Genomic DNA, 26,524 nt, shown 5'->3' with positions numbered 1-26,524 from the left:
CTGTCGAGGACCCGGGTCAGGCCGGAGGCGGGCCGCCGGTGGCGGCGTCAGCGGGCGGTGACGGCGGCGACCGCCTCGGCGATCGGGGTGTCCCCGCCGACGAGTTCCAGGATCAGGCCGGCGGTGGCCGGGGCGTGGAGCAGGGCGAGCAGCACCCGGGCGACGTCGGTGCGGGTGACCGCGCCGCGGGGCACCCGCCGGTCCAGGGTGATCCGCCCGGTCGGCGGGTCGTCGGTGAGCCGGCCCGGCCGCAGCACCGTCCAGTCGAGGTCCCGGCCGGTGATGTCGTCCTCGGCGGCCTTCTTCGCCCGCAGGTACGCGGCGAACACCTCATCGGTGCCGGGGCGCGGTTCGCCCTCCACGCCAATCGAGGAGACCAGCAGGTAGCGGCGGACGCCGGCGCGCTGCGCGGCGTCGGCGAGCAGCACGGCGGCGGCCCGGTCGACGGTGTCCTTGCGGGCGGCGCCGCTGCCCGGGCCGGCGCCGGCGGCGAAGACCACCGCGTCCGCGCCGTCGAGGTGGCCGGCGAGGGCGTCGACGTCGAGGTGTTCCAGGTCGGCGAGGACCGGGTGGGCGCCGGCGGCGGTCAGCGCGGCGGCGTGGTCGGGGTTGCGGATCAGGCCGACGGCGGTGTCGCCGCGGCCGGCGAGGTCCCGCAGCAGCAGCCTGGCGATCTTGCCGTGTCCTCCGGCGATGACGACGCGCATACCCGCAATCTAGCCGGCCGGCCGCGGGTGCGCCGCCGGAGGCGGTCGCGGGCCCCGGGGGCGGGCCGGTGGCCCGCGGCGTGGTCGCCGCGGCGCGGGTGGGTGAGGCAGCATGGACGGGTGACCGAGACGATCGACGCGCTGGCCGAACTGGTGGGCGCCGGTGGTGTCGTGGTGCTCAGCGGGGCGGGACTGTCCACCGAGTCGGGCATCCCGGACTACCGGGGGCCCAGCGGCGCGGCCCGCCGGCACACCCCGATGACGTACCAGACGTTCACCGGCGACGCGCAGGCGCGGCGGCGCTACTGGGCGCGCAGCCACCTGGGGTGGCGGACCATCGCCCGGGCGGCGCCGAACGACGGGCACCGGGCGGTGGCCCGGTTGCAGCGCGCCGGCCTGGTCGACGCGGTCATCACCCAGAACGTCGACGGGCTGCACACCGCGGCCGGCAGCGCGCCGGTGGTGGAGCTGCACGGTCGCCTGGACGAGGTGGTCTGCCTGGACTGCGGCAACCACACCTCGCGGGAGGAGCTGGACCGGCGGCTGCGGGAGGCGAACCCGGGCTTCGACGCCCAGGTCGACGCCGTCAACCCGGACGGTGACGTGGATCTCCCCGACGCCGAGGTGGCTCGGTTCCGGGTGGTGGACTGCACGTTCTGCGGCACCGGCACGCTCAAGCCCGACGTGGTGTTCTTCGGTGAGACGGTGCCGGCGCCGCGGGTGGCGCGCTGCTTCGATGTGGTGCACCGGGCCCGGCTGCTGCTGGTGCTGGGCTCGTCGTTGACGGTGATGTCCGGGCGGCGGTTCGTGCTGCGCGCCGCGAAGCTGGGCATCCCGGTGGCGATCGTCAACCAGGGGCCGACCCGCGGGGACGGGTACGCGGCGCTGACCGTGGACGCGCCGCTGGGCCGGCTGCTGCCCGCGCTGGCCGACCGGACCGCCGGCGCCCCCGACAGTGCCGGGACGGTCGCCGCGGTGGCCGCCGGGTAGGCGCGCGGTCTTCCCGGCCACTCCGGCCGCGGCGCGGCAGGCCGGATGACCGGCGGCAGCCGATCAACCGACGCCGTGTGCCCGGCCCCGAGGGGCGCCAGGGCCGGCGGGTCGGTCAGCTGGTCGGCGGCGGGACGAAGCGGGGCTGGTCGAGCACCCACCGCCAGGTGCCGTCGGGCTGGCGGCGGGCCACCTCCGCGGTGACCGAACCGTCGTCGAGGCGGGTGGAGGTCAACGCCAGCTCCCCGGCGTACAGGGTGGGCTGCGGCTGGCCGGGGGTGAAGGTGGGCCCGTCGGCGAGCATCTGCTCGAACGCGACCCGGAGCTGCTCGGCGCCGGCGGCGGGCCCGGCCGGGGTGGCGAACACCCCGTCGGGCTCGTAGAGGGCGACGAGACCCTCGACGTCGCGGGCGTTGGCGCGGGCGACGAAGAATCGCCCCAGGTCGTCCGGGCTGGTCGCCGGCTCGGTCATGGGCACCTCCTGCGGTGTGCGCGACTACCCCCATGATCGGGGACGGGGGTACGACATCGGCCCGAAACACCGACGCTGGTAGCGTTGACCTTCGCCGGTACCACCCACGCGGGAGAGACCGCCCACAGCAGCACGGGCGGCGCCGAAGGGGCATATCCTCCCCGGAACCTCTCAGGCAAAAGGACCGCGGGGGCAGGCACTGTGGAGCGCTGCGCGGGCGCGACTCAGGGGGAGGCCGACCCGTCGACCTCGCCCCCGGGAGCGCAGCCCATGACAGAGCAGTTCGCCGCCCGCCACATCGGCCCCGATCCGGACGACGAGCGCCGGATGCTGGAAACGGTCGGATACGGCTCGATCGACGAGCTGATGGACGCCGCGATCCCCGAGGTGATCCGCTGGCACGGCACCCTCGACCTGCCGGCGCCGGCCACCGAGCAGCAGGCGATCGCCGAGCTGCGGGCCCTCGCCGCGCGCAACACCGTCGCCGTGTCCATGATCGGCCTGGGCTACCACGGCACGCACACCCCGGCGGTGATCCGCCGCAACGTGCTGGAGGACCCGGCCTGGTACACCGCGTACACGCCGTACCAGCCGGAGATCAGCCAGGGCCGGTTGGAGGCGCTGCTGAACTTCCAGACCATGGTGACCGACCTGACCGGGCTGGCCACCGCCAACGCCTCCATGCTCGACGAGGGCACCGCCGCGGCCGAGGCGATGACCCTGGCCCGCCGGGCGTCGAAGAGCAGGAGCCCGGTGTACGTGGTCGACGCCGACACCCTGCCGCAGACCATCGCGGTGATCGCCAGCCGGGCCGAGCCGCTCGGCATCGAGGTGCGGGTGCTCGACCTGGACGCCGAGGCGCTGCCGGGCGAGTTCTTCGGCCTGCACCTGCAGTACCCGGGCGCGTCCGGGGCGGTGCGCGACCAGGCCGGCCTGGTCGAGGCGGCGCACGCGGTCGGGGCGCTGGTCACCGTCGCCGCGGACCTGCTGGCGTTGACCCTGCTGCGCCCGCCGGGGGAGATCGGCGTCGACATCGCCGCCGGCACCACCCAGCGGTTCGGCGTGCCGATGGGCTTCGGTGGCCCGCACGCCGGCTACCTGGCGGTGCGGTCGGGGCTGGAGCGGATGCTGCCCGGCCGGCTGGTCGGGGTGTCCCGCGACGCCGACGGCAACCCGGCCTACCGGCTGGCGTTGCAGACCCGCGAGCAGCACATCCGGCGGGAGAAGGCGACCAGCAACATCTGCACCGCGCAGGTGCTGCTCGCCGTGATGGCCGGCATGTACGCCGTCTACCACGGCCCGGACGGGCTGCGGGCGATCGCCCGGCGTACCCACGAGATGGCGGCGCGGCTCGGGGCCGGGCTGCGCGCCGGCGGGGTGAGCGTCGCGGACGTCGCGTTCTTCGACACCGTCACCGCGACGGTGCCCGGCCGGGCGGCGGACGTGGTCGCCGCCGCGGCCGAGCGGGGGGTGAACCTGCGCCTGGTCGACGCCGACCGGGTGGGCATCGCCTGCGACGAGACCACCACCGACGCGCACCTGGCGGCGGTGTGGGCGGCGTTCGGGGTGCCCGCGTTCGACGGCGCCGGCGACCCCGCGCTGCCGGCCGGGCTGGCCCGCACCTCGGACTTCCTCACCCACCCGGTGTTCCGCAGCCACCACTCGGAGACGGCGATGCTGCGCTACCTGCGGCGGCTGTCGGACTTCGACTACGCCCTGGACCGGGGCATGATCCCGCTCGGCTCCTGCACGATGAAGCTCAACGCGACCACCGAGATGGAGCCGGTGAGCTGGGCCGAGTTCGCCCACATCCACCCGTTCGCGCCCGCCGAGCAGACCGCCGGCTACCGGGAGATGATCGCCCAGCTGGAGGCGTGGCTGGCCGAGGTGACCGGCTACGACGCGGTCAGCGTGCAGCCCAACGCCGGTTCCCAGGGCGAGTTGGCCGGGCTGCTGGCCATCCGCTCGTACCACGCCTCCCGGAGTGAGGGGCACCGGGACGTGTGCCTGATCCCGTCGTCGGCGCACGGCACCAACGCGGCCAGCGCGGTGATGGCCGGCATGCGGGTGGTGGTGGTCGGCTGCGACGCCGACGGCAACGTCGACCTGGTCGACCTCGACGCAAAGATCGACAAGCACCGGGACGCGCTCGCCGCGATCATGGTGACGTACCCGTCCACGCACGGCGTGTACGAGACCGGCATCGCGCAGCTGTGCGCAAAGGTGCACGAGGCCGGCGGCCAGGTGTACGTCGACGGGGCGAACCTCAACGCGCTGGTCGGGTTCGCCAAACCGGGCAGGTTCGGGGCGGACGTGTCGCACCTGAACCTGCACAAGACGTTCTGCATTCCGCACGGCGGCGGCGGGCCGGGGGTCGGTCCGGTGGCGGTGCGGGCGCACCTGGCGCCGTTCCTGCCGGGCGACCCGCTGGGCGGGCACGTCGACGGCCGGCCGGCGATCTCGGCGGCCCGCTACGGGTCGGCGGGGATCCTGCCGATCCCGTGGGCGTACCTGCGGATGATGGGTGCGGCCGGGCTGACCCGGGCCACCGGGGTGGCGGTGCTCGCGGCGAACTACGTGGCGGCGCGGCTGCGCGCCCACTACCCGGTGCTGTACGCCGGCAACAAGGGCCTGGTGGCGCACGAGTGCATCCTGGACCTGCGGCCGCTGACGAAGGCGACCGGGGTGAGCGTGGACGACGTCGCCAAGCGGCTGATCGACTACGGCTTCCACGCCCCGACCATGTCGTTCCCGGTGGCGGGCACGCTGATGGTGGAGCCGACGGAGAGCGAGGACCTGGCCGAGCTGGACCGGTTCTGCGACGCCATGATCGCCATCCGGGCGGAGATCGACAAGGTGGGTGCGGGGGAGTGGCCGGCCGGCGACAACCCGCTGGCGAACGCGCCGCACACCGCGGCGATGGTCAGCGGCGACTCCTGGGAGCACCCGTACCCGCGGTCGGTGGGCGCGTACCCGGCCGGGGTGGACCGGGCCGGGAAGTACTGGCCGCCGGTACGGCGGATCGACGGCGCGTACGGCGACCGGAACCTGGTCTGCTCATGCCCGTCGCCGGAGGCTTTCGAGAGCTGATGTCGCGGCGCGCCGGGGCGGTCATGGGTGCCGCCCCGGCGGGTACGCCGACCTGCCGGCGGACGTCCCGACCGGGGGACTAGCCTGGGCCGACGCGAAGAATGACGTTACGGACAGTGACAGGTCAGGCTACGAGGGCGTGGCGGGCGGGCCCGCGGTGCGGTGCGATGGTGCGGCCGTCGGGAAGCAGCTCGCCGGTGTCCTCGAAGACGATCACACCGTTGCAGAGCAGGCTCCAGCCCTGCTCACGGAAGCAGGCGATGACTCGGGCGGCCTCCCGGTCGGTCGCCTCGGCGGAGGGGCAGGTGGGTTGGTGCTGGCACATCGGGTTCTCCGGACTGTGGGGGCACTGTGTCATGGTTCACATGACCAGTGACGCACAGTACCAAGCGAAAGTGGCCAGCATCGAGCACAAGTGCGCGTGGTTGACGGGAAATCCACTGAACGGATGAGGCGGATTGGGCCGGACGGCGTGGAAACGCTCCCAAGCGAGAGGCTGATCGATGTGCCGGCGGCACCCGCCGGCTGCCGCCGTACGCTGGTCGAACGCGCCCGGTGGGAGTGGCGGCCCGCCGACGGCGGCGACCCGGCCGCCCTCGCCGAGGAGTTCCTGGCCGCCCACGGCCTGCCGCTGCACGACCTGGCCCGCCCGGCCGCCCGGCACGATCCCGCCGGGGCGTGCGGGGCCGCACTCTACGTCTCCGCCGCCGCCGGCGCGCTGCTGGCCGGCGCCGCGGCCGGCGCCGCCAACCCGGCCGACCTGCCGGAGGTCGCCGTGGTGGTCTACGGGCACACCCCGGCGCCGCCGCCCGCCGCGTCGCCGCCGGCCGGCTGGTGGCTCGGCGACTGGGCGGAGAGCTGGACCCCCCGGCAGCACGCCGACGCGGTGCGGGCGGTCCACGCGGCCATCGGTCGCGGCGACGTCTACCAGGTCAACGTGGTCGGCCACGCGGCCGCCCGGTATGCCGGTGACCCGCTGCCGGCGCTGGCCCGCCTCGGCGCGCTGCCCGGCGCCCGCTACGGCGGCACCCTCACCGGCGCCGGCTGGGCGATCGGCTGCGCCTCCCCGGAGACCCTGGTGGAGCTGGCCGACGGCCGGCTGATCACCCGCCCGATCAAGGGGACCCGCCCGGCCACCGCCACCGGCCGCGTCGAACTGCTCGCCTCGGCCAAGGAACGCGCCGAACACGTGATGATCGTCGACCTGGAACGCAACGACCTGGCCCGGCTCGCCCGCACCGGCACCGTCCGGGTGGACGAGTTGTTCGCGGTCCGCCGCTGGTGCGACCTGTGGCAGGCCGAATCCACCGTCTCCGCGGCGGTGGCCGACGGGCTCGGCCTGGCCGACCTGCTGCGCGCGGTCTGCCCCGGCGGGTCGGTCACCGGCGCGCCGAAGCTCGCCGCGCTGGACCGGATCGCCGCCCTGGAACCGGTCGGCCGGGGCGCCAGCATGGGGGCGCTCGGCTGGGTCGCGCCGGGCCGGATCGACCTGGGGCTGACCATCCGCACCGCCGCCGCCGACGGCGACCGGATGCACGTCTGGGCCGGCGGCGGCATCACCTGGGACAGCGACCCGGACGCCGAGGTCGCCGAGGCGGCCGCGAAGACCGCACCGGTACGCGCCGCCCTCGCTGGCCGCTGACCCCGGACCGCCCCCGCCGGCCCTGTGCGGCGTCATCCGGCGAGACTGTCGGCGGGTGCCGCTACGGTCGTACCCCGGGTCGCCCGGCGCGTCGATCATGAGGTTGGCGGCCCGGGAACGGACAACCGCACCGGTGGTCCGGATGCGGTCGTGGGGGAGGTCAGGGTGGGGTCAGCAGCTGACGTCGCGGAGTTGATCGACGCCGACGCCGACGCGTGGCGGGAGTGGCTCGCCGCGCATCACGACAGCACCACCGGGGTGTGGCTGGTGCTCGCCCGGCAGGGCACCACACACCCGACCAGCCTCACCTACGACCAGGCGCTCGACGAGGCGCTCTGCCACGGCTGGATCGACGGCCAGGCCGGCCGCCGCGACGAGAGCACCTACCGGCGGCGGTTCACCCCGCGGCGTCCCCGCAGCGTGTGGTCCGCGCGCAACGTCGACCTGGTCACCCGGCTGATCCGCGAAGGACGGATGCGCCCGGCCGGAATGGCCGAGGTCGAGCGCGCCCGGGCGGACGGCCGGTGGGACGCCGCCTACCCGGGGCAGGCCAGCGCCGAGGTGCCCGACGACCTGGCCGCCGCGCTGGCGGCGCAGCCCCGAGCGCGGGCGATGTTCGACATCCTCACCGCGCAGAACCGGTACGCCGTCGTGTACCGGGTCGCCGGCGCCAAGCGCGCCGACACCCGGGCCCGGCGGATCGCCCAGTTCGTCGACATGCTCGCCCGCGGCGAGACGATCTATCCGCAGCGGCGCACCCTCGACGACTGAACCCGCCGCCGGCCCGCGGCGCCGCGCCCGCTCGCGCTGCCGGCGCGAACGCTCAGCGGCGGCCGGCGAACTCGTCCAGCGCGGCCAGGACCCGCGCGCCGATGCCGTGGCCGGAGCCGTGCCCGGCGGCCTCCAGCAGCTCCAGACGGGCGTCCGGCCAGGCCTGCGCCAGCCGCCAGGGGATCTCCGGCGGGCTGCTGACGTCCCGACGGCCGTGCAGCAGCACGCCCGGGATGCCGGCGAGCCGCCGTGCCTCGCGAAGCAGCTGCCCGTCGGGCAGGAAGGCGGCGTGCCGCCAGTAGTGGGTGACCAGCCGCGCGAAGGCCATCCGGAACACCGGGTCGGCGTAGCGGGGATCGGGCCGGTGGCCGGGGACGGTGCCGACGTGGGTGTCCTCCCACGCGCACCAGTCCCGGGCGGCCCGCTCGCGCACCGCTGGGTCCGGGTCGGCCAGCAACCGGGCGTAGGCGTCGGCGAGGTCGCCGTCGCGGTCGGCGGGGGGCACCCCGTCGCGGAAGCGGGCCCACTCGGCGGGGAAGATCCGCCCCATCTCCCGGGTGATCCACTCGACCTCGCGGCGGCTGGTGGTGACCACGCTGAACAGCACCAGCTCGCTGACCCGGTCGGGGTGGCGCTGGGCGTAGGCCAGGCCGAGGGTGGACCCCCAGGACGCGCCGAGCACCAGCCAGCGGTCCACGTCCAGGTGCTCGCGCAGCCGCTCGATGTCGGCGACCAGGTGGTCGGTGGTGTTGACGGACAGGTCGACGGCCGGGTCGGCGGCGTGCGGGCGGCTGCGGCCGCAGCCGCGCTGGTCGAACAGGAGCACCCGGTAGCGGGCCGGGTCGAAGTAGCGCCGCCAGCTCGGCGTGGCGCCGGAGCCGGGGCCGCCGTGCAGCACCACCGCCGGCTTGCCGGCCGGGTTGCCGCAGGTCTCCCAGTACACGAGCTGGCCGTCGCCGACCTCGAGCATGCCGTGCGCGTACGGCTGCACCGCTTCGTACATTCTGTCCTCCCTCAGATACAACAGCGCTGTTACATTAGCGGGGTGACTGAGATGCCGGACCGGAAGGCGGTGGGGACGCTGCTGCGGCACGTCCTGGAGGTGCTCGACGGCGACGTGGCCGCCGTCTACGCCGAGCGGGGCCTGGCCGACTACCGACCCCGGTTCTCGCCGCCGCTGCGGGTGCTGGTCGCCGACGGGCCGCTGCCGATCCGGGACCTGGCCCGCCGGGTCGGGGTCACCCATTCGGCGGCCAGCCAGACCGTGGCGCAGATGGCCCGGGCGGGGCTGGTCGAGCTGACCCGCGGCGCGGACGCCCGGCACCGCATCGTGCACCTGACGGGCCGGGCCCGCGAGTTGCTGCCGGTCATCGAGGCGGAGTGGGCGGCCACCACCGCGGCGATGCGGGACCTGGACGCGGAACTGCCGGTGCCGCTGGCCGACCTGCTGCACGCGCTGCTCGCCGCGGTGGGCCGCCGGCCACTGCGCCAGCGCATCGCCGACGCCGGCCTGCCCCCACCGTCCGCCTGATCCCCGCCGCCCGGCCGCCCGGCTGTGCCCGTGCCGCCCGGCTGTGCCCGTGCCGCCCGGCGCGCCGGCCCCGCCCGCACACGGGACGTCCGGCCGCGACCGTCGGCCGGCGGTTCTTCCGGCCGTCACACCGCGGCCGCAGGTCGTGGTCGTGGGGCGCCGCCGACGTCGGCGGCGCCCCACGACGTGCTGGTTCCGGTCAGCGGCTCAGCCGCCGGTAGTGGCGCACCGACAGCGGCAGGAACACCGCGATCAGCAGCACCGGCCAGGCCACGGCGAGCCCGACGGCGTGCTGCGCGGCGAACGACTCGCCGCCCCAGCCGGGATTGCCGAACAGCTCCCGGCAGGCGGCCACCGTCGCCGACAGCGGGTTCCACTCGGCCGGCGCGGCCAGCCAGCCCGGCATGGTCTCCGGCGGCACGTACGCGTTGGAGGTGAACCCGACCGGCCAGACCAGGATCTGCAGGGCCACCACCGACTCGGGCCGGCGCAGCAGCAGCGCCAGGTAGATGCCGACCCAGATCAGCGCGACCCGCAGCAGCAGGAGCAGCCCGATCGCGGCCAGCGCGGGGCCCGCGCCGTTGCGCCACTGCCAGCCGACCAGCCAGCCGCAGCCGAGCATCACCGCCAGGCCGGCGGCGGAGTGCAGCAGGTCGGCGGCGGCGCGGCCGGTCACCACCGCCGACGGGGCCATCGGCAGCGACCGGAACCGGTCGGTGACCCCGCGGGCGGTGTCGGTGGCCACCGCGGCGTACGTGGCCTCGATGCCGAAGGCCATGGTCATGGCGAACAGGCCGGGCAGCAGGAACTCGCGGTAGTCGCCGCCGCCGGGCACCGACATCGCCCCGCCGAACAGGTAGCCGAACATCAGCACCAGCAGCACCGGGAAGAGCAGTCCGACGATCAGCTGCCCGGGCTGGCGGGCCCAGTGCCGCAGCGCCCGGCCGGTGAGCACGGCGCTGTCGGTGACGGCCCAGCGCAGCCGGGCCGGGGTGAGGGTGAGGCTGCTCATGCGGTCACCGTCCGGGCGGTCGGGGTGTCGGTGAGGCGCAGGAACACCTCGTCGAGGGTGGGGCGACGCACCGCCACGTCGGCGACGCCGACGCCGTCCAGGGCGCGCAGCACGGCGGCCAGGGCGGTGACCCGGTCGCTGACCGGGACGCTGATCCGCAGCGCGGCCGGGTCGACGGCCGGGGTGGCGGCGGTGGCGGCGGCGACCAGGGCGGCGGCCCGGTCGAGGTCGGCGGCGCGGTCGCAGACCACGTCGAGCCGGTCACCACCGAGGTCGTTCTTGAGCTGGTCGGGGGTGCCGGCGGCGACCACCCGGCCGGTGTCGATCACCCGGACGGTGTCGGCGAGCTGGTCGGCCTCCTCCAGGTACTGGGTGGTCAGCAGCACGGTGGTGCCGTCGGCGACGAGGCCGCGCACGGCGTCCCACACCTCGCTGCGCCCGCGTGGGTCGAGCCCGGTGGTGGGCTCGTCGAGGAAGAGCACGCGCGGGGCGCGGACCAGGCTGGCGGCCAGGTCGAGCCGGCGGCGCATGCCGCCGGAGTAGCCGGACACCGGCCGGGGGCCGGTGTCGGCCAGGCCGAAGCGGTCGAGCAGGTCGTCGGCGCGGGTCCGGGCGGCGCGCGCCGACAGGTGGTGCAGCCGGCCGAAGAGGACCAGGTTCTGCCGGCCGCTGAGCACCTCGTCGACGGCGGCGTGCTGCCCGACCAGGCCGATCGCGGCCCGCACCCGGTCGGGGTGGCGCACCAGGTCGTGCCCGGCGACCCGGGCCCGGCCGGTGTCGGGTCGCAGCAGGGTGGTGAGGATCCGCACCGCGGTGGTCTTGCCGGCCCCGTTCGGGCCGAGCAGGGCGCAGACCCGCCCGGTCGGCACCGCCAGGTCGAGCCCGGCGAGGGCCTCGGTGTCGCCGTACCGCTTGCGCAGCCCTTCGGCCTCGATGGCCGGTGTGTCGTCGTGCATCCGCGCTCCCGTCTCCCGAACTCGTGTCGTACAGCGTACCGTACAACGTACGGTACAGGCGACGGTAAAGTGCGGGGCGTGACGACGGAGTACAGCGGCACCGGCGATCCCGCCCGCAGCCTCGCCCTGCTGTGGCGCACCCGGGAACGCGTCAGCCGCAAGGGGCGCCCCGACCTGAGCGTCGACCGGATCGTCCGGGCCGCGATCGAGGTCGCCGACACCGAAGGACTCGCCGCGCTGTCCATGCGCCGGGTCGCCGAGCGGCTCGGGGTGGGCACCATGAGCCTCTACACGTACGTGCCGGGCAAGGGCGAACTGCTCGACGTCATGCTCGACACCGTCTACGGCGAGACCGCCCGTCCCGCCGACGTGCCCGGCGGGTGGCGGGGCCGGCTCGAACAGATCGCCCGCGAGACCCGCGCGCTCTACCTGCGCCACCCCTGGCTGCTGCAGGTCGCCACCACCCGCCCGCCGCTGGGCCCCAACGTGATCGCCCGCTACGAGTACGAACTCGGCGCCGTCGACGGCATCGGCCTGACCGACCTGGAGATGGACGCCGTGGTCACGCTGATCTCCGGGTTCGTGCACGGCGCGGTACGCGGCGCCGTGGAGGCCGCCCAGGCCGCCGAGCGCACCGGCATGACCGAGGAACAGTGGTGGCAGGCACACGCCCCGTACCTGGAGAAGGCGATGGACCCGCGCCGCTTCCCGCTCGCCGCGCGGGTCGGTGCCGCCGCCGGCGAGGAGTACCAGGCCGCCGGTGACCCGGCACGGGCCTTCGAGTTCGGGCTGCGCCGCATCCTCGACGGCATCGAGGTGCTGATCCGCGACCGCCCGGGCGGTGGCGCCCCGCCCGCCGCCGGATAATCTTGCCGGCATGACGATGCGGCCCATCCGGATCATCGGCGACCCGGTGCTGCGCACCCCGTGCGAGCCGGTGACCAGCTTCGACGCCGAACTGCGCGCCCTGGTCAGCGACCTGATGGACACCCTGCTCGGCGCGCCCGGGCGCGCCGGCGTGGCCGCCAACCAGATCGGGGTCAGCGCCCAGGTGTTCGTCTACGACGCCGACGGCCACCGCGGGCACCTGATCAACCCGACCCTGGAACTGTCCGAGGAGACCCAGGACGACGACGAGGGCTGCCTGTCCATCCCCGGGCTGTACTTCCCGACCCGGCGGGCGATGCACGCCACCGCGCACGGCTTCGACCAGCACGGCGAGCCGCTGACCATTTCCGGCAGCGGATTCCTGGCCCGCGCTCTGCAGCACGAGACCGACCACCTGGCCGGCCGGCTCTACGTCGACACCCTGCGCGGCGACGTCCGCCGCCGGGCGCTGCGCGAGATCCGCGCCGGCCAGTTCGACTCGCCCCGCCAACGCGGCTGACCGCCACCCCCGGCGGGCTGCCGGTGCTCAGGCCCGGCGGGTGGTCAGCGTGTACTCGCCGTAGTCGGCGACGCGGGTGAAGCCGAGCCGGTCGTACAGCCGCAGCGCCGCCGTGTTGTCGGCCTTGACGTTCAACGTGACGTGGTCGACCCGCTCGCGCAGCCGCCCGCACAGCGCGGCCACCGCCGCCCCGGCCAGCCCCCGGCCCCGTACCCGCGGATGGGTGGTGACGTTGCCCAACGCCGCGACCCGGTAGGCGGGGGAGTACACGTGCACCCCCGCCACCGCGACCAGCTCGTCGCCGTCGCGCACGCCCACGTACTGGCCGGTGTCCAGCATCCGCGGGTCGAACCAGTTGCCCGGGTAGGCGGCCGCGTAGAGCCGGCGCAGCGCCGGCAGGTCACCGGCGTGCAGCACCACCCCCGCCGGGGCCACCGCCGCCAGCCGCGCCGGATCGGTCAACGCCATCTTGTGGTGACCGCCGGCCGCGTCGAAGGTGAACCCGTCGGCCAGCGCCGGCTCCAGGCCGGGGGACAGGTGCGCGTACAGCCGGGCCGGCAGCACCGGCGCCAGCTCGCGCAGCAACGCCGCCAGCGCCGCGACCCGCGCCGGGGCGGCGAACGCCAGCAGGGTGGGCGGGTCGGCGCCGTGGTACAGCAACGCCACCTCGTCCCCGCGGCGGAACCACGAGGTGTACGGCCAGAAGAAGTCGTCCAGGTCGCCCAACTGGTAGGCGTGCAGCACCGGATCCCGCCCCAACAGTCGCGCCAGGACGGCCCGGTCGTGTTCCGCGCGTACCGGCACCCGCCGATGATCACACACCGGCCGTGCGGCCCCGCCGGCCGGTCAGCTCGCCAGCCACTGGTCGTAGCCGAGCTTGCCGACCAGCGCCAGCACCACCACCAGCAGCACCAGCCGCACGAACCCGGCGCCGCGCCGCAACGCCATCCGCGCCCCCAGCACCGCCCCGGCGATGTTGCACACCGCCATGCCCGCGCCCAGCAGCCACCACACGTGCCCGGTCGCCGCGAACACCACCAGCGCACCCAGGTTGGTGCCGGCGTTGACCACCTTCGCCATCGCCGAGCCGTGCACGAAGTCCGCGCCGACCAGCGCGGTGAACGCCAGCACCAGGAACGTGCCGGTGCCCGGGCCGATCAACCCGTCGTACAGGGCGATGCCCACGCCGGCCACCGCCACCGCCGCCACCACCCGCTTCGGGGTGCGCCGCTGCGGCGCCGCCACCACGCCGAGCCGGGGCCGCAGCAACACGAACACCGCCACCGACACCAGCACCACCAGCACCACCGGCCGGTACGCCGACCCCGGGACGCTGCCGGCCAGCGCCGCGCCCAGCCCGGCGCAGAGCACCGCAAGCCCGGCCGCCGGCCCGGCCACCGCCCAGTCGAGCTTGGTGCGCCGGGCGTACGTCACCGCCGCCGTGGCGGTCCCGGCGATCGCCGCCAGCTTGTTCGTGCCCAACGCGGTGGCCACCGGCACCCCCGGCGCCCCCACCAGCAGCGCCGGCAGCAGCAGCAGACCGCCGCCGCCCACCACCGCGTCGACCCAGCCGGCCATGGCGGCCGCCGCGAGCAGGGTGGTCAGCGATACGGGGTCCACGGGCGGCCATTCTTCCCATCGCCGGCCCGGCGGCGAGACCGTCTGTGGCCAGCCTCACCAGCACCGACACCCGGCCGGCACCGAATCCGGGCAGCTGGGCGGGCCACCCGTGGCCCGCGCGTGCGGCCCGCCGGCCGCGCCTCGAGCATGATCCGCACCGTGCCGTGCACCCAGCACCGGCCGGCTGACCGGTCCGGCCGGGGGATGCACGACCTCAGCGGCCGCGAGCGCGCCGCAACCAGACACCCACCGCGCCGACCGCCACGAACACCAGCGCCGAACACAGCAACACCCTGAGCACCGGGCAACTGTGCCACGGCATCGTAGGGTGCAAACGTGCGCCTGGCCACGTTCAACCTGCTGCACGGCCGTTCCCTCACCGACGGCCTGGTCGACCCCGACCGTCTCACCGCCGCCGTCACCGCGCTGGACGCCGACATCCTCGCCCTGCAGGAGGTCGACCGCGACCAGAGCCGCAGCGGCAAACTCGACCTCACCGCCATCGCCGCCCGAGCGCTCGACGCGCCCGAACACCGCTTCGCCGCCGCCGTCGTCGGCACCCCCGGCGAGAAGTTCCGCCCGCTCACCCACGACGACGACGGGCACGGCGAACCCTGCTACGGCGTCGGCCTGGTCAGCCGCCACCCGGTACGCAGCTGGCGGGTCACCCGACTGCGCCCCGCGCCGGTGCGCTCACCGGTCTACGTCCCCGGCCCCGGCGGCGGGCTCGTCCTGCTGCACGACGAACCCCGCGTACTGCTCGCGGCCATCCTCGATACCCCCCACGGCCCGCTCACCGTCGCCGCCACCCACCTGTCCTTCGTCCCCGGCTGGAACGCCCACCAGCTGCGCCGGGTCGTCCGCGCCCTGCGCACCCTGCCCGCCCCCCGCATCCTGCTCGGCGACCTGAACCTGCCCGCCTGGGCCGCCCGCCTCGTCTCCGGCTGGCGACCCCTGGGCCGCCGCCCCACCTACCCCGCCGGGCAACCCCGGGTGCAACTCGACCACGTCCTCGCCGACCGGCAGGGCATCGATCAACTGCCTGCCGTCACCGGCGTGCACACCCCGCTGTCCACCATCTCCGACCACCGCCCCCTCCTCGTCGACCTGGGCTGAACCGGTCAGCGGCGACAGGGGAAGGGACCCCTTACCGCAAGTATTGCTCGAGGTCGTTGCGTCTGGTCCCAACCGCGTCACGGTCAGCCAGTCCTCGCCATGGAGGCCACATGAGACGCACCGCCCTCATCGCACTGTCCACACTCCTCGCCGTCAGCCTCGTCGCCACCCCGGCCAGCGCCCGACAGCAGGAAACCGCCGACCCCAACCAGGTCACCGACCTCACCGCCCAGCAGGCCCACGGATACGCCACCCTCGCCTGGCAACCGGTACCCGACGCCACCGACTACCAGATTGAATGCACCACCGTCCGCGGCCCGCTCGCCTGCGCCGGCAACACCCCCGAGCCGATCAACCTCGGCCTCACCAACACCGTCCACGGACCCCGCACCGACCAGTGCGCGGCCCTGTGACACCCACCCGGTAACCCGGTGCCGGCAGGGCGGCGTACTGAGCCGCCCTGCCGGCACCACCGCACCCCGTGGAGACCGCCGTGTCCCACCCCCGCACCGCACCCGCCCTCGCCGCCGCGGTCCTGCTGCTCACTCGGCGACAAGGCCGACGCCGTCTGCGCCGACTACCAGCCCACCCGCGCCCGCATCCACAGCGTCGACGCCGTCCTCGGCCCGCTGCCCGCCACCGCCGACGGCACCGGCCACCGCGCCCACTGACCACACCTCACGACCGGGCCATCACCAGCTCCGCCGTCTCCCACAACCCCGGCAGGTACGCCAACACCGCATCCGCCCGCCGCCGCCGATCCGCCGCCGACGCCACCCCCAGATCCGCCACCGCCGCCTCGAACAACGGCAGCAACTCCGCACCCCGCTCCGGAGCGTCCGCCGCCAGGATCAGGTGACACCGGGCGTACGTCGCCACGATCCAGAACATCGCCTCCCGATGCAACCCCGCCGCCACCAACGCCCCACTGCCGTCCACCGCCACCACCCGCGCCGCCGGCGTGACGTCCGCACTGAAGAAGAACGACGTCCGCGCCACCTGAGCCGCCACGTCGAACGTGCGCGCCAACCCGGCCAGGTGCTCCCGCACCCGAGCCGCACCCACCCCACCACCGTCCAACAGATCCAGCAGACCCGGATAGCGCTCCGCCAGACCGCGTTCGGCCAGCACCTCACCCGCCCGCACGTACCGCCGCCGCACCGTCGGCTCCACCAACCCCGCCACCAACGGCACCACCGCCGTCAACGACGTCGGAAACAGCCACGCCAGCACCTGCTCCGGCAACGGCGCCGAGGCGTCCAGCTCCCGCAACCCCCGCTCGACGCGCTCCCGCACCCCGGCCCACCGCCGCCGCACCCACCGCGGCTCGGCGAACTCCGCCGCAACCCGCCGGTGCGTCGCCACCAGCCGCCCCGTCGGATCCGCCAGCACCGCGCCCGCCCGCAGACACCCGGCGAACACGAACGACCCCAGCACCTCCTCCGGCTCGCCCAGCTCCGCCCAGGTCAGGAACGTCACCTCCAGCAACACCCCACCCCAGCGGAACTTGCCCAGCTTCCCGGCCGGCGCGTCCCGCACCACCAGCACGTCCACGTCCGACCACGGCGGCAGCACCGCGTCGTCCGGCATACCCAGCGTCGAACCACTGACCAACGCACCCCGCACACCCGGCTCCCGCGCCGCGTACTGGCGCACCCACCGCGCCGCCACCGCGCGCGCCTCGCCCACCCTCACCGCCGCGCCACCCCCCGCACCAACCCCGCCAACACCCGGTTGGTGCGGTTGGCCCGCACCGCGTCCCGCTGCTGACCGGCCGTCACCTCGATGTACGCCTGCGACGACGCCAACGACGCGTGCCCCAGCAACCGCATGATCTCCGCCGCGCTCGCCCCGTCCTCGGCCAACCGGGTGGCGAACGTGTGCCGCAACGCGTGCAGCCGCGCCCCGGGTGGCACCCGGTCGCCGATGCCCGCCCGCCGGTAACATGACTCCACCAGGTACTGCAGCCCACCCCGACGCAGCGGCTCGCCCCGCCGGTCCACCAGCAGCGGCGCGTCCGGCCGCACCGTCCGCGCCCCGAACCGCCGGGCCCGGCTGTCCAGATAGTCCACCAGCACCCCGTCCAGCTCCGGCTCGATCGGCACCACCCGCGGCCGCCCACCCTTGCCCGCCACGTCGACGCGCCGCTCACCGGGCCGGCCCGCCAGCGAACCCACCCGCAGCGCCAGCAGCTCCGACAGCCGCAGTCCCGCGCAGAGCGCCAGCGCCAGCACCGCCACGTCGCGCTCCGGCCACGGATCACGCTGCCGGGCGTCCTCCCGGGCCACCGCCGTCAGCAGCTGTTCCGGGGTGTCCGACCCGCGCAGCGGCTTGGGCCGGGGGAGCGGCGCGCGGGGCCGGTCGACCGCCGGCATCGGGTTGCCGCCGACCACCCCGTCGGCGACCAGAAAGGAGAAGAAACTGTTCCAGGTGGACCAGGCACGGTGCACCGACGCCGCGGCGCGCGGCGTCGCATACCGGGCGAACGCCGCGCGCATCAGCCGGGGAGTGAGGGCGGCGACGGGCAGGGCGTCCAGGGGGAGGGGAGGGGTGACCAGTTCGCCGGCCAGGGCCGCGACGGTACGCAGGTCTCGCCGGTACGCCTCGAGCGTGTGCGGGGACGGCTTGCGGGTGGCCCGGGCGGTCAGGAACTCCTCGATCCAGTATTGCACCGATTCGTCCTGTTTGTCATGCATAAGGGATATTATGCATGACTTTCGCGTTCGTGGACAGCTCAGGGGAGGGCGCGGATGCGACGGTACGTGCTGACCGGCGCGCCGGGAGCGGGCAAGACCAGCATCGCCGACGAACTGCGTCGGCGGGGATACCCGGTCGTCGCCGAGGCGGCCACCGACGTGATCACGGCGGGGCAGGCCCGGGGCGTGGCCGAGCCGTGGAGCGAGCCCGACTTCGTCGAGGCCGTCGTCCGGCTCCAACGCAGCCGCCAGGCCGGGGCGTGCGGGCCCGTGCAGGTGTACGACCGGTCACCACTGTGCACGCTCGCGCTGGCCCGGTTCCTGGGCCGGCCGGTCGGCGCGGTACTCGCCGCCGAGGTGGAGCGGACGGCCCGGGAGGGGATCTACCAGCGTCAGGTGTTCCTGGTCCGGCCGCTGGGTTTCGTGACGCCGACGGCGGCCCGCCGGATCAGCTACACCGAGTCGCTGGAGTTCGCCGCCGTGCACGCCGAGGTGTACGTGGAACACGGCTACGAACTGGTGGCCGTGCCGCCCGGCCCGGTCGAGCGGCGCGCCGCCGCGGTGGTGGCGTACCTGGGGCCGCCTCCGGCGAGAGAGGACCCCGATCCGCTCGACTTGACATAATGTACATTATCGAACCACGAGCGTCGGGCGGGATGAGCTGGGAACTTCGACGGTCGGCACGGTCGCGCTCGGCGTCCTGGTTGGACGACAGGGCCCACGTCGGCCTCGCGCCGTGTCTGGCGCGCCGAGACGCTCGCCGATCGGATCGGACTGTCCGTGGCCACCGCAGCCGTGTGCCCCGTTCTCGGAGATCACCGGTGCCCGGCCGACGGCCGCCGGCGCCGCCGGCGAGTACACCAACCCTTCGCCACGACGCTGTCGACGGTCGTCGATGCCGCTCCCCTGGGCTCACAACCCTGGTGGTGCGGCGGCCGGGGCACGTACAACCGGGGTGGTAGCCGCATCGCAACTCCGGCACGACGACTCGGCACCTCGCCGGTCCATACGCTGCGGCCTGTACCGGTCATGCCAGCGAAGGGGATCCGCCATGTCCGTCCGTCACCTGCTCACCGCCACCACCGCCGCGCTGCTCGGGGCGTTGGGGTTCGCCACACCGGCGGCGGCGTACGTCTCGACCCAGCCGGTCGCGGCCGATGCCTACACCATGAGCGCCGGGCGACTCGGGGCCAGCGTGGCCGCCGTGCTGGGGCTGGCCGGCGCAATCGTCGGCGGGCTGGCGTTGGCCCGCCCCACCAGTCGGATCGGCACCGGCAGCGGGCGGCTCGGAGCCACCGTGGGTCTGGTGGCGGGTCTGCTCGGCATCGGCCTCGGCGGGTTGGTGGTAGCCACGTCGGACAATGGCATCGGCACCGGCAACGGGCGGGGTGGAGCCTACGTAGCCCTGCTGGTCGGGCTGGTCGCGGTCGTGCTGGGTGGGCTGGCGCTGGCCCGCTCCCGCCGCGTCGGCTGACACCGGTCGACGGGCGCTGGCCCGGCGTGTGGGCCGGGCCGGCCCCCGGGTCGTCGTCGGGGCGCGCCCGCGTCAGGAGCGGGTGAGCCAGCCGGGGACGGTCAGGCCGGACTCGTAGGCGAGGATCACCAGCTGGGCCCGGTCGCGGACCTTGGTCTTCGTCATGATCCGGCTGACGTGCGTCTTGGCGGTGGCCGGGCTGAGCACCAGGCGCGCCGCGATCTCGTCGTTGGACAGGCCGGCGGCGACCAGCGTCATCACCTCGCGTTCCCGTTCGGTGAGCGCGTTCAGCCGGGGACCCGGGTCGGGGGGCGTGGCCCGGGCGGTGAACTCGGCGATCAGCCGGCGGGTGATCGACGGTGCGATCAGCGCGTCGCCGCGGGCCACCACGCGTACCCCGTGGATCAGCTCCGCCGGCTCGGTGTCCTTGACCAGGAAGCCGCTCGCGCCGGCGCGCAGCGCGCCGTAGACGTAGTCGTCCAGGTCGAAGGTGGTCAGGATGATGACGCGGACCGGCGAGCTGACGGTGATCTCCCGGGCGGCGGCGAGGCCGTCCAGGCCGGGCATCCGGATGTCCATGAGGACGACGTCGGGCCGTAGTTGGCGGGCGAGCCGCACGGCCTCGGCGCCGTCGGCGGCTTCGCCGACGACCTCGATGCCGTCCTCGCCGTGCAGGATGGACCGGAACCCGGCGCGGACCAGGGTCTGGTCGTCGGCGAGCAGCACCTGGATCACGGTGTCGCTCCGGTGAGTATCGGGCCGGGTCGCAGCGGGAGGCGGGCCCGGACCTGGAAGCCGCCGTCCGGGCCGGGGCCGGTGGTCAGCGCACCGCCGAGTGCCCGGGCCCGCTCGCCCATGCCGAGGATTCCGTTGCCGGGCGGCCCTGGTGCGCCGGTGCCGTCGTCGTCGATCTCCACCAGCACGTCGTCGCGGTCGGGTCGGATCCGGATCACCGCGGTGGTCGCGCCCGCGTGCCGGGTCACGTTGGTGAGCGCCTCCTGCAGGATCCGGTACGCGGCCAGGTCGACCTCCGGCGGCAGTGGCCGGGTTTCGGTCAGTTCGGTGCGGACGGTCAGGCCGGACCGGCCGGCGGTGGTGACCAGCTCGTCGAGGCGGTGCAGGCCGGGTGCGGGGCGGGTGGGTGCCTCGCCGTCCTGTCGCAGGCTGCCCAGCGTGGCGCGCAACTCGCCCAGCGTCTCCTTACTGATGTGTTTGATCGCGGTGAGGGCCTGTTCCGAGCGGGCCGGGTCCGGGCGGTGCAGCGCGGCGCTGGCCTGCACGTTGATCAGTGAGAGGTGGTGGCCGAGCGCGTCGTGCAGGTCGCGGGCGATGCGCAGCCGTTCCTCGGTGGCGTGGCGGCGGGCTTCCTCCGCCGTCCGTTGTTCGGCGGCGAGCGCGCGGGCCTGTGCCTCGGCGAGGTAGGCGCGGCGGTTGCGGGTGACGCCGACGATGACCGCGATGAGCCAGCCGGCGTGCAACAGGGTGGCTCCGTTGGCGTTGGTGCTGTCGTAGCTGTCCGCGGCGGCGAAGGCGAGTACGGAGGCGAGGCCGAGGCCGATGGCGACGCCGAGGTGGCCTTCGTCGACGACGGTGTAGAGGGCGACGACGAAGACCAGCATGATCGGGCCGGGGCGGTGCAGCAGTGCCCCGTACGCGCTAACGGCGGCCAGTGCCACCGCGCCCACCGCCACCGGGTGGCGGCGGCGGAGGTACAGCGCGGCGGTGGACGCCAGTACGGCCAGCAGGGCCAGCCGGTCGGCGGTGGTGTCGAGGCCGCGGGACTGCACGAGCAGGCCGACGAGGGCGACCAGGCCGACGGCGAGCACCAGGGTGGTGTTCGCTGCCCGGCTGTGCCATCGCCAGCTCGACATGGGCCGAAGCCTAGACCGTCGGTTCGGCGGCGGAGAAAGCTCCGGTGTGCGTTCCGAGCGGTTCGTTGCTGTCCCGGTCAGCGTTGTGCGGATCTCGTCGCGGGTGGTGGCTCAGCGGTAGTAGCCCTCGACCGGTTTGGCTGCCTCGTCGAACAGTGCGGGGCCGTCCTGCGGTACGGGCCGCGGGCCGGCGGTGAAGCTGGGCGCCTTGAGGCTGTCGAGCTGCTCGGTGGCCAGCGCGAACACGACGCGGCCGAGGCCGGAGCGTTCGAGCGCGCCGGTGCACATGCCGCAGGGCTGGCAGCTGGTGTACATGGTGGTGGCCGCTGCCACGTCCGGGGCCAGGTTCGCGGCCGCCCACCGGGCCAGCTTCAGCTCGGGATGGGCGGTGATGTCGTTGTCGGTGATCGTGGTGTTCCGTTCTTCGGCGATCACCGTGCCGTCCGGGCCCGCCAGCAGGGATCCGAAGGGCGGGTTGCCGGCTTCCCGGGCGGCGTCGGCGAGCGCGATGGCCCGGCGGAGGTGACGTTCGTCGTCGAGGTGCACGTGTGCTCCGTTCATCGGTGGTGGTCGTTCTGGTCGCAGTGGGCGGCGACGGTGGCGAGCGCGTGCCATGCGGTCTGTGGCCGGTGGGTCTCGTGCGGGTCGCCGTTGAAGGGGTCGAGCACGACCGTCTCGGCGCCGAGGAGGCGCAACTGGTCGAGGTCGTCGACGATCTGCTCGATGGTGCCTTCGCCGGCGAGGCGGGCGGGGCCGGTGAGGGGTGCCGTGGTCAGTCGTAGCGCGATGCGGGGCGTCAGGGCGGGGACGGGTCGTCGCTGCTCGTCGGCCGCGGCTTTCATCCGGTGCAGTGCCGCGCGTAGCCAGGGCAGGGTGAACCGCAGCGGGTGCCAGGCGGCACCGAGGCGTACGGCCCGGGTCAGGCCGGCGTCGCTGTTGCCGCCGATCCAGATCGGTATCTGCCCGGCGCGGTAGTCGGTGTCGTTCGCCCAGGCGTCGCGTATCGCCGAGAGGTGTTCGTCGGTGAGGCGCCCGCGGTGGTGGAACGGGATGCCGAGCGCGGCGAACTCCTGCCGGGCCCAGCCGACGCCGACGCCGAGGACGAGCCGGCCGCCGCTGAGCTGCTGGAGGTTCGCGGCCATCCGCGCGGTGAGCAGCGGGTGCCGGTACGGGGCGACGAGGATGGTGGTGCCGAGCCGGACCCGGTCGGTGACGCCGGCCAGCCAGGCGAGGTTGGTGAAGGGTTCGTAGAACGGTGCCGGGTACTGCTCGGCGACGTCGGCTGTCACGGCGATGTGGTCGGACACCATCAGCAGGTCGAAGCCGAGGCCCTCGACCGTCTGCGCCCAGCGGCGCAGCACGTCGGGGTTTGTGCCGGGGCCGAAGTTGGGGACGTTGACGCCGATCTTCACACGTCCAGGCTATTCGGCGGTGCTGCCGGGTTGAAGGGAGTTCGGCCCGGGGGTGGGCGGTTTCGCCGTGGATCTGCCGGTAGTTTGCCGGAATGGCCGAGAGTCTCGATGCGACCGACTGGGCGATCCTGGGTGAGCTCCAGCGGGACGGGCGGGTTCCGCTGACCGAGTTGGGGCGCCGGGTGAACCTGAGCGCCTCCGCGGCGACCGAACGGGTGAAGCGGTTGGAGGCGGCGGGGGTGATCGCGGGTTACCGCGCCGAGGTCGACCTGGCGAAGGTCGGCTACCCGGTGCTCGCCGTCGTGCGTCTGAAGTACCCCGGCAGCCGGCACGAGCCACTGCACCGGCTGCTCGGCGAGCGGGTCGAGATCCTGGAGTGCCTGCGCACCACCGGCGAGGACTGTTATTCGCTGAAGGTGGCCGCCACCTCGATGGTCCACCTCGAGGAGCTGGTGAACGAACTGGCCCGGTTCGGCAGCACCACCACCAACATCGTCTACAGCCAGACGTTGCCCTACCGTGGTCCGATGGGCCGGCCGGCCACGTGTTCGTGACCGTGGGTCCGGGCGGGGCCCGGACCCACGGGTCGGTCGGTCAGGTCCACGGCACCTGCGGGGACGGGTGGAGGTCGACCTGCTACGGGCGTCACCGTGGCGCCGGCGCCGGTCCCCCGGTCACGGGTCGGGTCGCCGTCCGCTGGTCCGGGTCGCCGCGCAGGCGGGCGTGCAGGTGCATGTCGTGCCAGCCGTCGGCGTGCCGGCCCTCGCCGCGTTTGGTGCCCTCGGCGGGGAAGCCGGCGCGCAGCGCCACCCGGCAGGACGCCGGGTTGGCCGTGGAGTGGGACAGCTCCACCCGGTGCAGCCCGAGCCCGGTGAACGCCCAGCCGGTCAGCGCGGCCAGCGCGCGCGGTGCGACGCCCCGGCCCCGGGCGGCCGGCAGCACCCAGTACGACACCTCGGCCAGCCCTTCGGCGAGGTCGAGCCGGCGCAGGCTGATCTGGCCGAGCACCCCGGTGTGGTCGACGACCGCCCAGCCGGCGCCGGTCTCCCGCCGCCACCGTTCGGGCCAGCCGGCGATCCAGGCGCGGGCCTCGTCGTCGGTCATCGACCGGCAGTGCCAGCGTCGGATCGCCGGGTCGGCGTAGCCGGCGACCACGGCGGCCCGGTCGGCGGGCCGCCAGGGTCGCAGTCGGAGGCCGTCGGCGTCGATCTCGGGTTGCGGCCGTCGCGCCATCGTGCCGGGCGCCATCAGCGGTGGGACGAGCAGGGGCATGCCGCGATTGTCACCGACCCCGACCTGGCGTCGGGTCGGTGGGCACGGGCGGTCTGCCGCCACCGGTCGCCGGTTCGACGCGGCGGGCGGGCGGGTCGACGGGCTCAGCGCGGGCGGCGGGCGAGGACGAGGGTGGTGCGCAGGCGCAGGGTGACGGTGCCGTCGAAGCCGTCCACCACGGACCGCAGCGCGGTCAGCGCGCGGGTCTGCTGGTCGGGCGGGTGTTGCCGGTAGGGGCCGAAGGTCTGCAGCAGGCGCAGGTAGCCGTCGGTGTCCAGCGGAACGTCGCGGTGCGTGGTGTCGGCGCGGACGTCGGTGAACACGCCGCTGGCGGTGATGTCGTGTTCGAACCAGCCGGCGGGTCGTTCGGTGACGGTGGGGTCGATGGCGCGTAGCGCGGCGTCGATGGCGCCGCCCTGGTCGGGGTCGGCGTAGCCGTACTTGTGGCCGAAGACGGCGAGGGTGCCGCCGGGGGTGAGGGCGGCGTGGGCGCGCTGGTTGCGGGTGGCCGGGTCGAGCCAGTGCCAGGCCAGGGCGCAGGCGATCAGCGGTACGCCGCCGGTGGGTGGCTGCCACTGTTCGAAGGTCTGGGCGACCACGGTGACGCCCGGGTGTCGGGCGGCCAGCACGGCGGCCATCCGCGGGTCGGGTTCGAGGCAGGTGAGCGGGGCGTCGAGGCGCAGCAGGACGTCGGTGGCCTTGCCGGTGCCGGCGCCGATCTCGACCACGTGGGTCGGGGTTGCGCCGTGGTAGGCGCGGATGGTGTCGGCGATGGTGGTGGGATATCCGGGGCGGGCGTCGTCGTACAGGTCGGCGACGTCTCCGAAGACTCCGGTCATGGGCCGATGATGTCAGAGGCCACCGGCGACGCGCAGGACCGCGCCGGTGGTGTAGGAGGCGTCCGGGCTGAGCAGCCAGGCGACCGCGGCGGCGACCTCGTCGGGTTCGCCGGCGCGGCCGAGGGGGATCCGCCCGGCGGCCCGGTCGGGGCGGTCGGGCATGCCGGAGAGGGCGTGGATGTCGGTGCGGATGATGCCGGGGGCGACGCCGTTGACCCGGATGCCGCGGGGGGCGAGTTCCTTGGCCAGGCCGGTGGTGAGGGTGTCGGTGGCGGCCTTTACGGCGGCGTAGTGGACGTACTCGCCGGGGCTGCCGAGGGTGGCCGCCGCGGAGGAGATGTTGACGATGGCGGCGCCGCCGCTCATCCGGCGGGCGGCCTGCTGGGCGCAGAGGACGTAGCCGATGAGGTTGACGTCGACGACCTCGCGCAGGTCGGCGGGGTCGAGGTCGGTGAACGGCCCGATCGGGCTGGTGACGCCGGCGTTGTTGACCAGGCCGGTGAGGTCGCCGAGGTCGGCGGCGGCGTCGAAGAGGGCGGCGACCTGGTCGGGGTCGCGGGTGTCGGCGGGCACCGCGACGGCCCGTACGCCGGTGGCGTGCAGGTCGGCCAGGACGGCGGCCGCGGCGTCCCGGTCGCGGCGGTAGGACAGCGCGACGTGGTGGCCGGCGCGGGCGAGCCGGCGGGCGGTCGCGGCGCCGATGCCGCGGCTGCCGCCGGTGATGACGGTGACCGGATTCAACGCACCTCTCCCCTGCCGTTGTCGCTGCGCCGACGCTACCGTGACCGGCACGGGCCGGCGGGGAGGGGAACGTCACATGACGCGGGCGTTGGTGCTGGGCGGCGGTGGGGTGACCGGGGTGGCCTGGGAGCTGGGGATCGTCGCCGGGCTGGCCGAACGGGGTGTCGCGCTGGCCGAGGCGGACCTGGTGGTGGGCACGTCGGCGGGTTCGGTGGTGGGCGCGCAGGTGTGCTCGGGCCGGCCGGTCGAGCAGTTGTACGAGGCGCAGTTGGCGCCGCCGGGCGGTGAGGTGGCGGCGCGGTTCGGGTTCGCGGCGGTGGCGCGGCTGGTGTGGGCCGGTGGTCGGACCCGGGACGCGGTGCGGTCGCGGGCCCGGATCGGGGCGATGGCGGTGGCCGCGCGTACGCCGTCGGAGGCGTCGCGGCGGGCGGTGATCGAGGCGCGGCTGCCGCAGCGGGACTGGCCGGCCCGGCGGTTGCTGGTGACCGCGGTGGACGCGGCGTCGGGTGAGTTCGTGGTGTTCGACGCCGACAGCGGGGTGTCGCTGGTGGACGCGGTGGGCGCCAGTTGCGCCGTGCCCGGGGTGTGGCCGCCGGTGACCATCGGTGGCCGGCGGTTCATCGACGGTGGGATGCGCTCGGCGGTGAACGCGGACCTGGCCCGGGGCGCGCAGCGGGTGGTGGTGCTGGCGCCGACGGCGGCGGCGTTCGGGCCGATGCCCCGGTTGTCGGCGCAGGTGGCGGCGTTGCGGGCGGCGGGGTCTCAGGTGGCGGTGGTGGCGCCGGACGCGGCGGCGCGGGCGGCCATCGGGCGCAACGTGCTGGACCCGGCGCGGCGGGCGGCGGCGGCGCGGGCCGGTCGGGCGCAGGCGGCGGCGGTGTGCGACGAGGTGGCCGCGGTGTGGGGTTGACCTCTACGCTCGCCG

Annotated in this window: 31 protein-coding genes and 1 riboswitch; of the genes, 13 read left to right on the top strand and 18 right to left on the bottom strand. The window is 74.9% G+C overall.

Features of this window, described 5'->3' with window-relative positions:
- Positions 1-47: 47 nt before the first annotated feature.
- The gene (locus FHX32_RS27505) at positions 48-707 is read right to left on the bottom strand and encodes an SDR family oxidoreductase (protein ID WP_167189518.1); all 660 of its coding nucleotides are present in this window, start codon (positions 705-707) and stop codon (positions 48-50) included.
- Positions 708-827: 120 nt separating this feature from the next.
- Here FHX32_RS27505 and FHX32_RS27500 point away from each other — a divergent pair, with 120 nt between their 5' ends.
- Positions 828-1,697 (top strand): NAD-dependent protein deacetylase, encoded by an 870-nt coding sequence (locus FHX32_RS27500; RefSeq protein WP_167189515.1) that lies wholly within the window; start codon positions 828-830, stop codon positions 1,695-1,697.
- Positions 1,698-1,812: 115 nt separating this feature from the next.
- On the opposite strand, the gene FHX32_RS27495 is transcribed toward FHX32_RS27500, so the two are convergent.
- On the bottom strand, positions 1,813-2,169 hold the full coding sequence (locus FHX32_RS27495; protein ID WP_167189512.1) for a nuclear transport factor 2 family protein: 357 nt from the start codon (positions 2,167-2,169) through the stop codon (positions 1,813-1,815).
- Positions 2,170-2,268: 99 nt separating this feature from the next.
- Positions 2,269-2,366, top strand: a riboswitch (glycine riboswitch).
- Positions 2,367-2,439: 73 nt separating this feature from the next.
- On the opposite strand from FHX32_RS27495, the gene gcvP reads away from it, so the two are divergent.
- The gene (gene gcvP, locus FHX32_RS27490) at positions 2,440-5,259 is read left to right on the top strand and encodes an aminomethyl-transferring glycine dehydrogenase (protein ID WP_167189509.1); all 2,820 of its coding nucleotides are present in this window, start codon (positions 2,440-2,442) and stop codon (positions 5,257-5,259) included.
- 124 nt (positions 5,260-5,383) lie between these two features.
- On the opposite strand, the gene FHX32_RS27485 is transcribed toward gcvP, so the two are convergent.
- Positions 5,384-5,584, bottom strand: coding sequence for a DUF5999 family protein (locus tag FHX32_RS27485; protein WP_167189506.1), 201 nt, complete (start codon positions 5,582-5,584; stop codon positions 5,384-5,386).
- Positions 5,585-5,707: 123 nt separating this feature from the next.
- Between FHX32_RS27485 and FHX32_RS27480 the strand changes: the two genes are divergently transcribed.
- The gene (locus FHX32_RS27480; RefSeq protein WP_167189503.1) at positions 5,708-6,901 is read left to right on the top strand and encodes a chorismate-binding protein; all 1,194 of its coding nucleotides are present in this window, start codon (positions 5,708-5,710) and stop codon (positions 6,899-6,901) included.
- A 165-nt stretch (positions 6,902-7,066) separates the two neighbouring features.
- Positions 7,067-7,672 carry a YdeI/OmpD-associated family protein gene (locus FHX32_RS27475; protein ID WP_167189500.1) on the top strand — a complete coding sequence of 202 codons (606 nt, stop codon included), beginning with the start codon at positions 7,067-7,069 and terminating at the stop codon, positions 7,670-7,672.
- A gap of 52 nt (positions 7,673-7,724) precedes the next feature.
- Here the strand turns inward: FHX32_RS27475 and pip are convergent, their stop codons facing one another.
- A complete protein-coding gene (pip, locus tag FHX32_RS27470) occupies positions 7,725-8,675 on the bottom strand; it encodes a prolyl aminopeptidase (protein WP_167189497.1) in 951 nt (316 codons plus the stop codon).
- Positions 8,676-8,726: 51 nt separating this feature from the next.
- On the opposite strand from pip, the gene FHX32_RS27465 reads away from it, so the two are divergent.
- A complete protein-coding gene (locus FHX32_RS27465) occupies positions 8,727-9,203 on the top strand; it encodes a MarR family transcriptional regulator (protein ID WP_167190912.1) in 477 nt (158 codons plus the stop codon).
- Positions 9,204-9,402: 199 nt separating this feature from the next.
- On the opposite strand, the gene FHX32_RS27460 is transcribed toward FHX32_RS27465, so the two are convergent.
- Together FHX32_RS27460 and FHX32_RS27455 are read right to left on the bottom strand one after the other, a co-directional pair.
- Positions 9,403-10,215, bottom strand: coding sequence for an ABC transporter permease (locus FHX32_RS27460; protein ID WP_167189494.1), 813 nt, complete (start codon positions 10,213-10,215; stop codon positions 9,403-9,405).
- On the bottom strand, positions 10,212-11,171 hold the full coding sequence (locus tag FHX32_RS27455; RefSeq protein WP_167189491.1) for an ATP-binding cassette domain-containing protein: 960 nt from the start codon (positions 11,169-11,171) through the stop codon (positions 10,212-10,214). The genes FHX32_RS27460 and FHX32_RS27455 overlap by 4 nt, the downstream gene beginning before the upstream one ends.
- 78 nt (positions 11,172-11,249) lie before the next feature.
- On the opposite strand from FHX32_RS27455, the gene FHX32_RS27450 reads away from it, so the two are divergent.
- Together FHX32_RS27450 and def are read left to right on the top strand one after the other, a co-directional pair.
- Entirely contained in the window at positions 11,250-12,038 is a 789-nt protein-coding gene (locus FHX32_RS27450; RefSeq protein WP_167189488.1) for a TetR/AcrR family transcriptional regulator C-terminal domain-containing protein, read from the top strand.
- A 10-nt stretch (positions 12,039-12,048) separates the two neighbouring features.
- Positions 12,049-12,558 (top strand): peptide deformylase, encoded by a 510-nt coding sequence (gene def / locus FHX32_RS27445; RefSeq protein WP_167189485.1) that lies wholly within the window; start codon positions 12,049-12,051, stop codon positions 12,556-12,558.
- Between the two features lie 27 nt (positions 12,559-12,585).
- On the opposite strand, the gene FHX32_RS27440 is transcribed toward def, so the two are convergent.
- Both FHX32_RS27440 and FHX32_RS27435 read right to left on the bottom strand, forming a co-directional pair.
- A complete protein-coding gene (locus tag FHX32_RS27440) occupies positions 12,586-13,362 on the bottom strand; it encodes a GNAT family N-acetyltransferase (protein WP_167189482.1) in 777 nt (258 codons plus the stop codon).
- Between the two features lie 42 nt (positions 13,363-13,404).
- Positions 13,405-14,178: a sulfite exporter TauE/SafE family protein gene (locus tag FHX32_RS27435; protein WP_486481359.1), complete on the bottom strand. Its 774-nt coding sequence runs from the start codon at positions 14,176-14,178 to the stop codon at positions 13,405-13,407.
- Positions 14,179-14,514: 336 nt separating this feature from the next.
- Here FHX32_RS27435 and FHX32_RS27430 point away from each other — a divergent pair, with 336 nt between their 5' ends.
- Together FHX32_RS27430 and FHX32_RS27425 are read left to right on the top strand one after the other, a co-directional pair.
- Entirely contained in the window at positions 14,515-15,294 is a 780-nt protein-coding gene (locus FHX32_RS27430) for an endonuclease/exonuclease/phosphatase family protein (RefSeq protein WP_167189479.1), read from the top strand.
- 110 nt (positions 15,295-15,404) lie between these two features.
- Complete coding sequence (locus FHX32_RS27425; RefSeq protein ID WP_167189476.1) at positions 15,405-15,707, top strand: hypothetical protein; 303 nt, start codon at positions 15,405-15,407, stop codon at positions 15,705-15,707.
- A 129-nt stretch (positions 15,708-15,836) separates the two neighbouring features.
- Here FHX32_RS27425 and FHX32_RS35460 read toward each other — a convergent pair whose 3' ends face one another.
- Genes FHX32_RS35460 through FHX32_RS27415 form a run of 3 tightly spaced genes read right to left on the bottom strand, consistent with a single transcriptional unit; the run spans position 15,837 to position 17,990 of the window.
- Positions 15,837-15,962 carry a hypothetical protein gene (locus FHX32_RS35460; RefSeq protein ID WP_486481358.1) on the bottom strand — a complete coding sequence of 42 codons (126 nt, stop codon included), beginning with the start codon at positions 15,960-15,962 and terminating at the stop codon, positions 15,837-15,839.
- A gap of 10 nt (positions 15,963-15,972) precedes the next feature.
- Positions 15,973-16,989, bottom strand: coding sequence for a hypothetical protein (locus tag FHX32_RS27420; protein ID WP_167189473.1), 1,017 nt, complete (start codon positions 16,987-16,989; stop codon positions 15,973-15,975).
- Positions 16,986-17,990, bottom strand: coding sequence for a tyrosine-type recombinase/integrase (locus FHX32_RS27415; protein WP_167189470.1), 1,005 nt, complete (start codon positions 17,988-17,990; stop codon positions 16,986-16,988). The genes FHX32_RS27420 and FHX32_RS27415 overlap by 4 nt, the downstream gene beginning before the upstream one ends.
- A 54-nt stretch (positions 17,991-18,044) precedes the next feature.
- On the opposite strand from FHX32_RS27415, the gene FHX32_RS27410 reads away from it, so the two are divergent.
- Positions 18,045-18,614, top strand: coding sequence for an AAA family ATPase (locus tag FHX32_RS27410; RefSeq protein ID WP_167189467.1), 570 nt, complete (start codon positions 18,045-18,047; stop codon positions 18,612-18,614).
- Positions 18,615-19,041: 427 nt separating this feature from the next.
- Entirely contained in the window at positions 19,042-19,464 is a 423-nt protein-coding gene (locus tag FHX32_RS27405) for a DUF6223 family protein (protein WP_167189464.1), read from the top strand.
- A 72-nt stretch (positions 19,465-19,536) separates the two neighbouring features.
- Here FHX32_RS27405 and FHX32_RS27400 read toward each other — a convergent pair whose 3' ends face one another.
- The 4 genes from FHX32_RS27400 to FHX32_RS27385 form a co-directional block, all read right to left on the bottom strand.
- Positions 19,537-20,199, bottom strand: coding sequence for a response regulator transcription factor (locus FHX32_RS27400; protein WP_167189460.1), 663 nt, complete (start codon positions 20,197-20,199; stop codon positions 19,537-19,539).
- On the bottom strand, positions 20,196-21,335 hold the full coding sequence (locus tag FHX32_RS27395; RefSeq protein ID WP_167189458.1) for a sensor histidine kinase: 1,140 nt from the start codon (positions 21,333-21,335) through the stop codon (positions 20,196-20,198). The genes FHX32_RS27400 and FHX32_RS27395 overlap by 4 nt, the downstream gene beginning before the upstream one ends.
- A 111-nt stretch (positions 21,336-21,446) precedes the next feature.
- Entirely contained in the window at positions 21,447-21,896 is a 450-nt protein-coding gene (locus FHX32_RS27390) for a nucleoside deaminase (RefSeq protein ID WP_208419444.1), read from the bottom strand.
- A complete protein-coding gene (locus tag FHX32_RS27385) occupies positions 21,893-22,747 on the bottom strand; it encodes an LLM class flavin-dependent oxidoreductase (RefSeq protein WP_167189455.1) in 855 nt (284 codons plus the stop codon). Before FHX32_RS27385 ends, FHX32_RS27390 begins: the two co-directional genes overlap by 4 nt.
- Before the next feature lie 92 nt (positions 22,748-22,839).
- Between FHX32_RS27385 and FHX32_RS27380 the strand changes: the two genes are divergently transcribed.
- On the top strand, positions 22,840-23,301 hold the full coding sequence (locus FHX32_RS27380) for an Lrp/AsnC family transcriptional regulator (RefSeq protein ID WP_109904977.1): 462 nt from the start codon (positions 22,840-22,842) through the stop codon (positions 23,299-23,301).
- 91 nt (positions 23,302-23,392) lie between these two features.
- Here the strand turns inward: FHX32_RS27380 and FHX32_RS27375 are convergent, their stop codons facing one another.
- The 3 genes from FHX32_RS27375 to FHX32_RS27365 form a co-directional block, all read right to left on the bottom strand.
- Positions 23,393-24,019 (bottom strand): GNAT family N-acetyltransferase, encoded by a 627-nt coding sequence (locus FHX32_RS27375; RefSeq protein ID WP_167189452.1) that lies wholly within the window; start codon positions 24,017-24,019, stop codon positions 23,393-23,395.
- Between the two features lie 104 nt (positions 24,020-24,123).
- Complete coding sequence (locus tag FHX32_RS27370) at positions 24,124-24,858, bottom strand: methyltransferase domain-containing protein (protein WP_167189449.1); 735 nt, start codon at positions 24,856-24,858, stop codon at positions 24,124-24,126.
- A 12-nt stretch (positions 24,859-24,870) separates the two neighbouring features.
- Positions 24,871-25,599: an SDR family oxidoreductase gene (locus FHX32_RS27365; protein WP_167189446.1), complete on the bottom strand. Its 729-nt coding sequence runs from the start codon at positions 25,597-25,599 to the stop codon at positions 24,871-24,873.
- 76 nt (positions 25,600-25,675) lie between these two features.
- Here FHX32_RS27365 and FHX32_RS27360 point away from each other — a divergent pair, with 76 nt between their 5' ends.
- Positions 25,676-26,509: a patatin-like phospholipase family protein gene (locus FHX32_RS27360; RefSeq protein WP_167189443.1), complete on the top strand. Its 834-nt coding sequence runs from the start codon at positions 25,676-25,678 to the stop codon at positions 26,507-26,509.
- Positions 26,510-26,524 lie beyond the last annotated feature (15 nt).

The organism is Micromonospora sp. CNZ280, assembly GCF_011759515.1.
This window is presented reverse-complemented; position numbering and strand designations above follow the sequence as displayed.